The sequence below is a fragment of the Alcaligenes ammonioxydans genome (assembly GCF_019343455.1).
GTDB classification, from domain to species: domain Bacteria; phylum Pseudomonadota; class Gammaproteobacteria; order Burkholderiales; family Burkholderiaceae_B; genus Alcaligenes; species Alcaligenes ammonioxydans.
Window position 1 is genome coordinate 3258673 of the sequence record NZ_CP049362.1, and the last position, 12191, is coordinate 3270863.

Sequence of the window (12191 nt, forward strand, 5' to 3'; positions counted from 1 at the left end):
GAGACATGATTCCCAATACGCTGACCATTGCCGGAGTTGACCCCTCCGGCGGCGCCGGTATTCTGGCTGACGTGAAAGCCATGAGCGCCCTGGGCGCTTATGCCACCGCTGTCATTGCCGCGTTGACGGCACAAAACACCCAAGGGGTAAGCGGCATCAGTCCGGTTCCCGCCGAATTTGTACGCCAGCAGATCACCACTCTGTTTGCCGACGTACGCATTGATGGCGTCAAGATCGGCATGTTGGGCCAGGAGGCCGTCACCACGGTGGTGGCCGAATGCATGGCTCAATTCAAACCCAAGCATCTGGTCCTGGACCCGGTCATGATCGCCAAGAGTGGCGATCATCTGCTGGAAAAATCCGCCGTGCATGCCTTGCGTGAACAATTGGTACCCCAGTGCACCATGATCACGCCCAACCTGCCCGAGGCCGGTGTATTGCTGAACGCCCGGCCGGTAGAGACCGTCAAGGAAATGCGCCAGGCAGCCGAGCGTCTGCGCCGTCTGATGAACCACAGCGATGAACGCTGGGTTTTCCTGAAAGGCGGCCATCTGCCCGGCTCAGAATGCATCGATTTGCTGCATGATGGCGACAAAATGATAGAAATGCCGGCCCGGCGTATTGATACTGCCAATACCCACGGCACCGGTTGCACCCTGTCGGCAGCGCTGGCAGCCCTGCTGCCCCAATACGACCGTGTGCCTGATGCCGCTCTGGCGGCCAAAAAGTACCTGTACGAAGCCATCGCCCGTTCGGGTGAGCTGACGGTGGGCAGCGGCCACGGCCCGGTACACCATTTCCATAAACTGTGGCCATCGTCCTGATACGTGCCGTTTGATCGGGCCGCTTGATGGCCCCTGTCTTATGTCTACACTTGGAATTATTGTCGCCATGCGCGAGGAGCTGGAGATTGTGCTGGAGCGCCTGCAAGCGCCACAGACCATCCAGCGCGCTGGCATGAGCTTTCATCGCGGCAGCTATCTGGGCAAGCCCGTCGTCGCCGTGGTCTGCGGCGTGGGCAAAGTCAATGCCGCGGCATGCACCCAGATGCTGATCTCGGAGTTTTCCGTAGGCAGCATCATCAATATCGGAATCGCCGGCGCCGTTGAACCCAACATCCGGCCTGGCGATATTGTGATTGCCGATACCCTGGTCCAGCACGATGTGGAGCTCAAAGCCCTGGGGCTGGCGCCCGGACAGGTCTTTCGCCTGGATACCTTTGATTTTCCCGCGGACCCGGCCCTGCTGGCGATAGCCCAAACCGCAGCCCAGCAAATCGAAGGGCATCGGGTTCATACTGGCCGAATTGTTACCGGCGACCAATTTATTGCATGTAACGATAAAATACAGTGGTTGAGCACCACCTTTGACGCTATCGCCTGTGAAATGGAAAGTGGCGCCATTGCCCAGGTGTGCTATCTGAATACCGTGCCTTTTGTCTGCATACGCAGTATTTCGGACAATGCCAACAACGAAGCACACATGGATTTTGATACCTTTTTGCCCATTGCCGTCAGTAACGCCAGCACTTTGCTGCATGCGATGGTGCCGTCCTGCTAAGCCCAAGCGCGCATCTTTATCCATGCGCTGGCTTATAATCGGCTCTTTGCCAAGCCTTTAGTTTTCTGGAAGCTATGAACCATATTGCGCTGTCTGAACTCGAACGTGCCCGTTACTACATGGTGGAGCAGCAAATCCGTCCCTGGAACGTATCCGACGAAAACGTGCTGCAAGCGTTGGTCGCGGTCCAGCGTGAACGCTTTGTGCCCCCGTCTTTGCGCTCGTCGGCTTTTTCGGACACCGAGCTGCCACTGATCATCAATGCCGTGGACACGCACGAGACCATGCTCTCGCCCAAAGTGGAAGCCCGCCTGACGCAGGAACTGCTCTTGCAGCCCAGCGACGGCGTACTGGAAATCGGTACTGGCTCGGGCTACCAGGCGGCGTTGCTCGCCCACCTGTCGCAGCAAGTGACCTCTATCGAGATCGACAGCAAGCTGGCCGCGTTCGCTCAGGAGAACCTGCAGCGTAACAATGTACGCAACGTCAAGGTGGAAGTGGGCGACGCCCATGCTGGCTGGGGTACGACCGAATACGACGCCATTCTGGTCACTGGCTCAGTCCCTGTCATTCCTGACGCCCTGAAATATCAACTCTGTATCGGCGGGCGCCTGGTAGTGGTAGTCGGTCAGAATCCGGTCATGACGGCAGTGCGCATCACTCGCACCAGCGCAGCCAGCTTTGAGACGACGCCCTTGTTTGATACCTGGATCAAACCGTTACGCGGCACCGCGGTTTCGCAGTTTCGCTTTTAAGCACGCATGCGGTGCATGATTTCCGTGCGACTGGCGCTGTGCTCGCTGCTTGCCTTGAGCAGCACCGCCCAGGCGCAGGATCTGTTGCAGGCCTGGAATCAGGCCTTGGCTCGTGAACCCCAATTTGGCGCCGCCCAAGCGCTCCGTCAGGCGGATCAGGAACTCGTTCCGCAAAGCCGGGCGCAATTATTGCCACACATCAGTACGATTGGTACGGCCGAGCTCCAGGAGCGCCGTCAGACCGGCCAGCTATCCAATCAACAAGCCAGCAATCGGGCCGCCTGGACGCTGACGCTGAGCCAGCCCATCTACAACCGCAATGCCTGGGCACGCTACGAACGTGCTCAGTTACTGGCGCAAGGAGCCGATATTCAGCTTAGCCTGGAGCGGCAGGACTTGATGTTGCGCGTCAGCCAGCATTATTTTGATGTGCTGGCCGCGCAAGACACGCTCTCTACCCTGACCGCCCAGCAGGCTGCTATTGAGGAGCAGTTACGCGCGGCCGAGCAGAACTTTGAGCTGGGCGGCACCACCATTACCGACGCCTACGAAGCCAAATCACGGCTGGACCTGACCCGTGCCAACGTCATTCAGGCGGAAAATGCCTTGCAGGTAGCGCGAGACAAACTGGCAGCACTGACGCTGGAACGCGCTGAAACACTGGCTCGCCTGCGTGACCCCCTGGTCTTGCCTGCTCCCCAGCCCGCAAATCTTCAGGACTGGCTCGATCAGTCCCGTCAATCTGGCCTGAGCGTTGCCTTGGCGGAGATCAAGGCGCGAGCAGCTGAAGAGCAATTGAAAAGCATCCAGGCACTGCATGAGCCTACCCTGGCACTGAAAGCCCAGACAGGTAGTGGCAGTGACCAAACCCTGTTCGGCCAAACCGGCGGTGGCCCCCGCTCCTTAAACAGCGCGCTGGGTCTGGAACTGAGCATTCCCATTTTCCGGGGGGGTGAGACCCGCTCTCAAGTTCGTGAGCAAAGCTCGCGGCTGCAGCAGGCCCGCTACGACTACCAATTCGCCATTCAGCAGTCTCTTCAGCAGACACGCCAGTACTTCTCGGGTGTCACCACTGGTCTGGTGCGGGTAAAAGCACTGGAAACGGCCACCCAATCCAGCCAAGATGCACTGGAGGCCAACAAGCTGGCATACGAGGTCGGTGTGCGCGTCAATATCGACGTACTCAATGCTCAGCAGCAGCTTTATGAAGCCCGACGCAGTCTGGCACAAGCCCGCTACGAGGTCCTGATGAACAGTCTGCGTCTGAAAGCCGCCAGTGGCACCTTGAACGAAAACGACCTGCGTGCTGTCAACGATCTGCTTGAACCGGCATCCTGAAGCCTGCGCTGGCAAGAGACACGAACCAGGCACCGCAATCTGGCCCTAGAAGCAAGACCTCTCCAGCCAGACTCGAGAACTCATACATACGCTCAATATCTGCCTCCGAGACACATACGCCCAGCCCACCAGATCAAGCACGAGGGCCGCATCACATCTTGCTCAGCCACTGATAAACGCAGGAGCAGTCCTGTCTGGCTTGGGCCCAATACTCCGGCATCTATCAAACACTAAACCATCCTGGGCATCAGCAGACCCTCGAGCTCCCTGCTTGCAAGCAAAAAAAATCCCAGACCAAGCCGGGATTAAACACATCCATTTGTATTTCGCTTTCAGTCGCGCAGCTTCTTGACCAGTGCTGTCGTGGAACGCTGAAACTCAAAGGGAATGGCGACGGCATCGCCTCCCCAGCTACGCACCAGTGCCGTTTCGGGCAAGGCTTCCATATCATAGTCACCGCCCTTGACGATCAAGTCTGGGCGCAGGGCGGCAATCAAGGCTTCCGGGGTGTCCTCATCGAACAGGACCACGGCATCCACGCAAGCCAAGGCAGCCAACAAGGCGGCGCGATCCTGTTCGGAATTGATGGGGCGCTCCGGGCCTTTGTTCAAACGGCGTACCGACGCATCGGTATTCACCCCTACGATCAGTGATGCACCCAGCTGCGCGGCCTCATCCAGGTAGCTGACATGCCCGCGATGCAAGATATCAAACACACCATTGGTAAAGACCAGCGGACGTGCCAGGCGACCCTGCTCCACAGCCTCACGCAACGCCTGCAGTTCCAGCACCTTGGCCTCGAAACGCGCACTCATATCAAGCCTGCACCAGGGACGAGTCCGATCCAACCTGACGAGCCAGTTCCTTACGGTAACGGTTCAATTCCTGAACGGTTTCAAACGAGCTGCCCATCAAAAGCGACATATTGTGCAGGATACGCGAGCTGACTTTATGCTCCCACTCCTTGTCAAAACGAATCTGCGTATCCAGCCAGTTTTCCAGCCAGCCGGGTGAAGGCAGCTTGGACTGCACGGTATCTTCCGGGAACATGGCCTTGTTGACGTGCAAGTTGGTGGGATGCAATGCCTGGGCCGTGCGATGCGCCGACGCCATCAGCACTCCAATCTTGGAGAAGGCCAGTCGGGCTTGCAGACCGAATTCCTGGCCCTTGTGTACCAGGGCACGCTTCATATAGCGCAGGTACGCACCGGCATGACGGGCCTCATCCTGGGCCACGATCTTGTAAATGGCCTTGATGACAGGTTCGGTGTGCCAGTCTGCGGCACGACGGTACCAGTGGTTCAGGCGAACCTCGCCGCAAAAGTGCAGCATCAGGGTTTCCATGGCGGGAGCCGGATCAAAATCAAAGCGCACTTTATGCAACTCTTCTTCGGTAGGCATCAGCTCGGGGCGGAAACGGCGCAGGTATTCGATCAGAACCAGTGAGTGTTTTTGCTCCTCGAAGAACCATACGGACATAAAGGCGCAAAAATCGCTGTCATCTTTATTGTCACGCAGGAACATCTCGGTTGCCGGCAAGGCAGCCCACTCGGTAATGGCGTTCATTTTGATGGTGTAAGCCTGCTCGTCGCTCAGCTTGCTGCCGTCAAAATCATCCCATGGTATGTCATGCGCAAAATTCCAGCGCACCGCTTCCATGGATTTAAATAAGTCATGGTAAAGCATAACGATTCCTAAAAAGAATCAAGCGGTTCCTTGAGGGCGGCCATTTACCGTCCGGAAGGCGCCGGAAAGCGCCAGCTTAGCAATACGCTGGCGGACCTGCGTCTATCGTAGAACCTGCAGTTATCAGAAATATGTCAGCCACAAAAAAACTGACACGCTGCGGGGTCGTCACACTTAACGCCCCACCAAAGCCCAGATGGCCACCCCGACCGCCACCGCCAATACAGCACATAAGGCGGTCAACAATCGGTTGGTCTGCTGCTGCGACTGACGCAGCAGCTTAAGTTCCTGGTTCAACGCCTGCCCTGTCTCTGGTCTATTCAGGCTGGAATAAACCAGACGCGGAAGCTGCGGCATGATCTGGGCCCACTGCCCGGCTTCCTGTTTCAAACGCGAGTAAAAGCCCGATGGTCCAATACGCTGGTACATCCACTTTTCCAGATAAGGTTTGGCGGTATCCCACAGATCCAGTTCCGGATCCAGGTCCCGCCCCATCCCCTCCACATTCAGGAGAGTTTTCTGCAGCAGCACCAGCTGCGGCTGAATCTCCACATTAAACCGGCGCGAGGTCTGAAATAGACGCAAGAGCACTTGCCCCAGCGAGATCTCGGACAAAGGCCGATCAAAATACGGTTCACACACCGCGCGTACCGAGCCTTCCAGCTCTTCCTCGCGGGTTTCTGGCGGCACCCAACCAGACTCAATATGCAGTTGGGCTACCCGGCGGTAGTCGCGCCGGAAAAAAGCCAGAAAATTCTGTGCCAGGTAGTTTTTGTCGAACTCGGACAAGGAGCCCACGATGCCAAAATCCAGGGCAATGTAACGGCCCAGCGTCTCAGGGGCATCCGACACATAAATATTGCCAGGGTGCATGTCAGCATGGAAAAAGCCGTCGGTAAACACCTGGGTGAAAAAAATCTCCACCCCTTTGCGGGCCAGATCTTTCAAGTCCACGTTGGCCGCACGCAAACGATCAATCTGATTGACGGGGATACCCTTCATGCGATCCATGGTGAACACGGTGGATGCGCAGTAATCCCAATGCACTTCAGGCACGATCAGCAACTGGGTGCGCTCGACATCCTTGGTGAAATTGCGGCGCAGCTGACTGCAATTGGAGGCTTCACGAATCAGGTCCAGCTCGTCGTTCAGATACTTGTCGAACTCGGCGACCACCTCACGCGGCTTCAGACGACGGGCATCCGGTCCCAGACGTTCCATGAACGCGGCCAGAACCCGCATCAGGCGCAGATCTTTGTGAATGACCTCACGCATGCCCGGACGCAGCACCTTCACAGCGACCTCGCGGCCATTGTGAAGGGTGGCAAAGTGAACCTGGGCGATCGAGGCCGAGGCGACGGGCGTGCGATCAAACTCCTGGAACAGATCGTAAGGCGAGGCACCCAACGCTTTCTGAATCGTCGCCTCCGCCACGTCGGAAGGAAAAGGCGGCACACGATCCTGAAGCATGGCCAACTGTTCGGCGATATCCATCGGAATCAGATCCCGGCGCGTAGAGAGCACCTGACCGAACTTCACAAAGATGGGGCCCAGACTTTCCAAAGCCAGGCGCAAACGCACACCGCGCGGCAGCTTGGGCTTGCGGCCCAGACGCACAACGCGCAACAGGCGGGACGCCCAGGGATGGCGGATACTGGAGAGCACCAGCTCGTCCAGACGAAAACGGAATACAACCAGCAGGATGCTCAGCAGACGGCACAAGGAGAACATATTCAGGACTCCCGCCGACGTGCATCAAGACGACTCAAGCGCTGGTCCAGCTCGTTCAGACGCTGGACCAAACTGGACGCCTGCCCGCGCATCCGATCCAGTTCGGGACGGGTGACCAGCAAGGCACTTTCCTCGGTCAGGTACTCGGTGGCATTGCCGGCCAGACGCTGCCCCAAATCCCGCAGCCCGGAAACAGCCCGTCGCGCGCCACTGAACAGACGCACCGCCATGACATCGCCCACTATCTTGGCCAGATCATGTTCCGCATCCCAGCGCAGATTGGCCGCCAGATCAGATACCAGATTAGCCAGACCGGCCTCACCTTGCACATGCATCAGTTGCGCCACCCGGCTGAAATCGCCATCCTGCAAAATTTGTGGCAGCTCCGGCAGCTTGTCCTGAGGCAGGGTCAAGGTCACATCAGGAACCACAGCGGGGTGGCCCTGCTCCAGCTTGCCCTGGGAAGTGATGGTGTAGACCAGTTGTAAACGGCCCACAATCAGCGAGACGGTTTTACCTGCATGCGCCTGCAAACGATCGCGCGCCCAGTCCTCGCGATCAAGCAAGGCATTGAGCAAACGCACGCCCACGGCGCTAGGTTCTAGGAATGAAGGGATACCAAGCATGTCCATGCAAGTCTACTGCCGGGGCGAGTAAACCAGTCCAATTAAAACAGCCAGTTTAACCCGACAGACACACGGCCGGATGCACGAGACTAAAGGAACACGGGCAGATGGGATCACAGAGAAACGAGAGCGCTCATAACAGAACAGCCGCCTGAACAAGAAGGCGGCTGTTTGTTTCGATAAAGATCAAGCGTTGGGGTCAACCGGGATCTGCTGAATGCCTGCCAGCAGCCAGCCGGCGCCGTCAGCTTTAAACAGATTCCAGACTTCCTCGAAGCGGAAGGCCTCGGCACCCGCCTCTTCACGCAACATGCCGGAGTAACGAACACTGGCCAGGTGACCATCGGCCACTTTTTCAATGCCCAGCAGCTCCGCATTGAGCAGGACCACCTCAGTCACGTTCTCACCCTGACGCTGGGCGATCTGAGGGGCAGCTTCCTTGAGCAGATCATCGGTCAAGAATGTACGCAGCTGTTCGACATCGCCCTTGTCCCACAGCTTCTGGATTTCCACAAACTGGGTCTTGGCATTGGCCAGGAACGTCGGCGTATCAAAGTCACCAGGGATAAACCAGCTCTCATCGACCGGAGGTGCGGGCATAGCGGCAGCAGCGGCCGGCTGTACAGCAGGGGCAGCGGCAGGAGCCGGTGCCGGCGCAGCCTGGGGCTGTTGCCAGGGGCTGCGAGCAGGCTCGGCATTACGCATCATGGACTGACCACCGGCTTGCTGCATGGCAGGACGAGCCGCCGAACCACGCAAACGGCGCACGATAAACAGCACAGCGAAAATAACCAGGCCAATCAGCAAGAGGCTGGACATCATTTCCAGGAACGCACCACCCAAGCCCATGCTGGAGAGCAAGGCGGCAATACCCAGGCCGGCGGCAATGCCGGCGATCGGGCCCAGGAAGCGGGACATACCCGACTTGGCAGCCGTACCCGCAGCGGCCGTACCGGCAGCAGCAGCGCCAGCAGCAGGAGCCGCCGAGCGAGTCGTGTTATTGGCCGCGGCTGGCGGCGTCGCAGCCGAGCGATTACTGGTGATATTGGAAGACTGGCGGCCAAAACTGGAGCCACCACCCATACGACGTGCTTCCGCATCGTAGGAAACGGTCAGCAAAGCGCCGGTGCTAAAAGCCAGCACAGCGGCCATGAAGTAACGAGAAAGCCGTCCAGACATAGTCACAAACTCCTGACCAGGACAAGCGCTTGACACACAGGGGGTTGAGCCCCCGGCCATACCATCCCAGTCGGTTATTCAAGAAAACTTACGATAAGCTGAACATTAACATGACACGTACACCTGCACCATGTTTTTTTTACCCTGTGTGACAGACAAAAAACAAACGGCACCCAAGGGTGCCGTGATAGAAAGACAGAATTCGCAGCGGATCAGTCCAGACGAATGCCTTCATGCAACGCAGCCACACCGGCTGTCAGATTGAAATACTGCACGCGCTCCAGCCCCACGTCCCGCATCATGTCCGCCAGCGTTTCCTGGTCAGGATGCATGCGAATGGATTCGGCCAGATAGCGATAGCTTTCCTCATCCTTGGCCACCAGCTTGCCGATACGGGGCAGCACGTTAAACGAGTACCAGTCATAAGGAGCCTGCAAAGGCTTGGCCACGCGGGAAAACTCCAGCACCAGCAACTTGCCGCCCGGACGCAGCACGCGTTTCATTTCGGCCAGCGCACGGTCTTTGTGGGTCATATTGCGCAAACCGAAGGCTACCGAGACGCGGTCAAAATAGCCGTCGGGAAAAGGCAGATGTTCAGCATCGCAAACCGCAACCGGGGTAATGATGCCCTTGTCCTGCAAACGATCACGCCCCACGCGCAGCATGGAACTGTTGATATCCGTGTGCCAGACCTCGCCATCGGCACCGGCCTGACGCGCAAAGGTCTTGGTCAGATCCCCTGTTCCCGCCGCAATATCCAGCACCTTCATTCCCGGTCGAACGGCTGCGCGTCCAATGGTGAAGGCTTTCCAGATACGGTGCAGGCCGCCCGACATCAGATCGTTCATAATGTCGTAGTTGTTAGCCACCGAATGAAAAACCTGGGCGACTTTGCCCGCTTTTTCGCTTTCGGCCACGGTTTGAAAGCCGAAGTGCGTATCGGCATTCTGGGCGGAGGGGTGAGAAGGACGCTGTTTTTCCATAATGGCATAATCGTAACGCAGATTTCCCGGTACAGAAACGAAAATCCCGCCCGCTGACAGCCACCCTTTCGCGCACATTCACAAACCTGAAACATTAACGCCATATGATGGCCGTATTACGTGCAGTCAGGAATTGAAGTGCCTCCCGTATTGCCCTTGAGCGGCCTGAGCCCTGCGGCAGGTTCCCGTGCTCAAGCCCGATACAGACAGGCCGCCGACCTGACCCCTCTTTTATTTTTTATCGGACCAGTCTGAAGCTAACAATGAGTACAAGCATATTAGTCGTGGAAGATGAGCCTGCGATCCAGGAGCTGATCTCTGTCAACCTGTCTTTTGCCGGCCATAAAGTGCTGCGCGCCTTTGATGCTGAGCAAGCCCAGATCCTCATCCGTGCCGAGCTGCCAGACTTGATCCTGGTGGACTGGATGTTGCCCGGCTCTTCGGGCATCAATCTGGCCCGCAAATTGCGTTCGGACGAACGCACGCGACACATTCCCGTCATCATGCTGACCGCCAAAGGCTCGGAGCAGGACAAGGTGGACGGCCTGGAGGCCGGTGCAGACGATTACATCACCAAGCCCTTCTCGCCCAAAGAGCTGATTGCCCGCATCAAGGCCGTGTTGCGCCGCCGCGCGCCTCAGTTGACCGACGATGTGATCTCCATTGGCAACCTGCAGTTGGACCCCAGCACACACCGCCTGTCCAGCCAAGGCATGGCCCTGACCATCGGACCGACTGAGTTTCGCCTGCTGCACTTTTTCATGACGCACACCGAGCGCGTTTTCACCCGCTCCCAGTTGCTGGATCAGGTGTGGGGCGACCATGTGTTTGTTGAGGAACGCACGGTAGACGTGCATATCCGCCGCCTGCGCAAGGCGCTCGAACCGAGCGGACACGACAAACATATTGAAACGATCCGTGGCTCAGGCTATCGTTTTGCCCTTTCCCCACTGGAAAAGGCGCCGACCGCCTGATCCCATGTTCAGCATATTTACGTCTATTGTTATCTGGGCCCTGTTGGGCAGCCTGATCGCCTGGTGGCTCGGTCCATTGATCGGTCTTGCCCTGTTTTGTGGAGGACTGCTCCTACTGCTGGTCATCAGCACCTTGCAGTTATCCCGCGTTGAACGCTGGACTCGCAACCTGAACGACCCGCCCCCTCCCGCAGTCGGCCCGTGGGATGCCATTCTGGCCCCCATTTACCGCCAGTTGCGCCGCGACCGCCAGGAAATTCAGGACCTGAATCGTTACGTAGACGGCATCATGATGGCAGCCGAGGCGCTGCCCGACGGCGCCATTACCCTGAACGGGGATATGGAACTGCAATGGTGCAACCAAACCGCCTGTGAGCACATCGGCCTGAATCTGGCCACAGACCGTCACCACAGCATCTTCAACATCCTGCGCGAGCCCGAGTTTTCCCGCTACGCCCGCCAACCCCAGTGGGATGGCCCCCTGATGCTGCATCTGAACAAAGATGGGCGGGAGCGCTCTTTGCTATTGCAATTGACGCCTTACGGTTTGGGCCAGTTCCTGATTGTGACTCGCGATGTCACCCAGGTTGAAATGCTTGAGACGACCCGCAAAGACTTTGTGGCCAATGTGTCCCATGAGCTGCGCACCCCCCTGACGGTATTGCTGGGTTTTCTGGAAACGCTGCAGGATATGCCGGCCGACAGCCTGCCTTTGGAACAGCGTCAGCGCTACGAGCAAATGATGCTGGAGCAAACGCGCCACATGCAGTCGATTGTGTCCGACCTGCTGACCTTGTCCACCCTGGAATCTTCCCCCACCGTCGAAGGTGACGTCGTACAGGTCAGCCAGTTGATTGAAAGCGCCTTGAAACAGGGCGAGGCCATTTCGGGCGGGCAGCACAGCTTTGTCACGGACATAGATCCCCGCATTGCCATTCAGGGCATGGAAACCGAGCTGAGCTCGGCCGTCTCCAATTTGATTACCAACGCGGTGCGCTATACCCCCAAGGATGGCACCATCACCGTACGCTGGTATTTGAATGACAATGGGGAAGCCTGCTACAGCGTTCAGGATACCGGTATCGGCATCGCCGCCCAGGATATTCCCCGCCTGACTGAACGTTTCTACCGTGTGGACAAGGGCCGCTCCCGTTCCACAGGCGGCACCGGGCTGGGCCTGGCGATCACCAAACACATTATCGTGCGACATAATGCCGATCTGCAGATTCAAAGCCGTCTGGGCGTAGGCAGCGTGTTTATGTTGCGTTTCCCCAAGAGCCGGGTCCGACTCCAGGACAGCTAGAACATACGGGGCCATATTGGCCCTACAATAAATGGCTCTGAAGACCACGTTGCCGG

12 protein-coding genes are annotated in these 12191 nt (G+C 57.8%); 6 read left to right on the forward strand and 6 right to left on the reverse strand.

Features of this window, described 5'->3' with window-relative positions:
• The first annotated feature begins 5 nt into the window (after positions 1-5).
• The 4 genes from thiD (at position 6) to FE795_RS14915 (ending at position 3653) form a co-directional block, all read left to right on the forward strand.
• Positions 6-824, forward strand: coding sequence for a bifunctional hydroxymethylpyrimidine kinase/phosphomethylpyrimidine kinase (thiD, locus tag FE795_RS14900; RefSeq protein ID WP_003802069.1), 819 nt, complete (start codon positions 6-8; stop codon positions 822-824).
• 40 nt (positions 825-864) lie between these two features.
• Positions 865-1560 carry a 5'-methylthioadenosine/adenosylhomocysteine nucleosidase gene (locus FE795_RS14905; protein WP_219235160.1) on the forward strand — a complete coding sequence of 232 codons (696 nt, stop codon included), beginning with the start codon at positions 865-867 and terminating at the stop codon, positions 1558-1560.
• Between the two features lie 74 nt (positions 1561-1634).
• Positions 1635-2315: a protein-L-isoaspartate O-methyltransferase family protein gene (locus FE795_RS14910; protein ID WP_003802073.1), complete on the forward strand. Its 681-nt coding sequence runs from the start codon at positions 1635-1637 to the stop codon at positions 2313-2315.
• A gap of 15 nt (positions 2316-2330) precedes the next feature.
• Complete coding sequence (locus FE795_RS14915) at positions 2331-3653, forward strand: TolC family outer membrane protein (RefSeq protein ID WP_230406208.1); 1323 nt, start codon at positions 2331-2333, stop codon at positions 3651-3653.
• 332 nt (positions 3654-3985) lie between these two features.
• On the opposite strand, the gene rfaE2 is transcribed toward FE795_RS14915, so the two are convergent.
• From rfaE2 to ubiE, 6 genes are all read right to left on the reverse strand, one after another.
• On the reverse strand, positions 3986-4468 hold the full coding sequence (gene rfaE2, locus FE795_RS14920; protein WP_003802078.1) for a D-glycero-beta-D-manno-heptose 1-phosphate adenylyltransferase: 483 nt from the start codon (positions 4466-4468) through the stop codon (positions 3986-3988).
• A gap of 1 nt (position 4469) precedes the next feature.
• Complete coding sequence (locus FE795_RS14925; RefSeq protein ID WP_003802080.1) at positions 4470-5339, reverse strand: ferritin; 870 nt, start codon at positions 5337-5339, stop codon at positions 4470-4472.
• A 174-nt stretch (positions 5340-5513) separates the two neighbouring features.
• Positions 5514-7070: a ubiquinone biosynthesis regulatory protein kinase UbiB gene (gene ubiB / locus FE795_RS14930; protein ID WP_059318224.1), complete on the reverse strand. Its 1557-nt coding sequence runs from the start codon at positions 7068-7070 to the stop codon at positions 5514-5516.
• A 2-nt stretch (positions 7071-7072) separates the two neighbouring features.
• A complete protein-coding gene (locus tag FE795_RS14935) occupies positions 7073-7702 on the reverse strand; it encodes a ubiquinone biosynthesis accessory factor UbiJ (RefSeq protein WP_003802084.1) in 630 nt (209 codons plus the stop codon).
• A gap of 180 nt (positions 7703-7882) precedes the next feature.
• On the reverse strand, positions 7883-8875 hold the full coding sequence (locus tag FE795_RS14940; protein ID WP_219235164.1) for a Tim44 domain-containing protein: 993 nt from the start codon (positions 8873-8875) through the stop codon (positions 7883-7885).
• Between the two features lie 212 nt (positions 8876-9087).
• Complete coding sequence (gene ubiE / locus FE795_RS14945; protein ID WP_039943448.1) at positions 9088-9858, reverse strand: bifunctional demethylmenaquinone methyltransferase/2-methoxy-6-polyprenyl-1,4-benzoquinol methylase UbiE; 771 nt, start codon at positions 9856-9858, stop codon at positions 9088-9090.
• Between the two features lie 263 nt (positions 9859-10121).
• Between ubiE and phoB the strand changes: the two genes are divergently transcribed.
• Together phoB and phoR are read left to right on the forward strand one after the other, a co-directional pair.
• Entirely contained in the window at positions 10122-10832 is a 711-nt protein-coding gene (phoB, locus tag FE795_RS14950; RefSeq protein WP_035270329.1) for a phosphate regulon transcriptional regulator PhoB, read from the forward strand.
• Positions 10833-10836: 4 nt separating this feature from the next.
• Positions 10837-12135 carry a phosphate regulon sensor histidine kinase PhoR gene (gene phoR / locus FE795_RS14955; RefSeq protein ID WP_059318222.1) on the forward strand — a complete coding sequence of 433 codons (1299 nt, stop codon included), beginning with the start codon at positions 10837-10839 and terminating at the stop codon, positions 12133-12135.
• Positions 12136-12191: the final 56 nt, after the last annotated feature.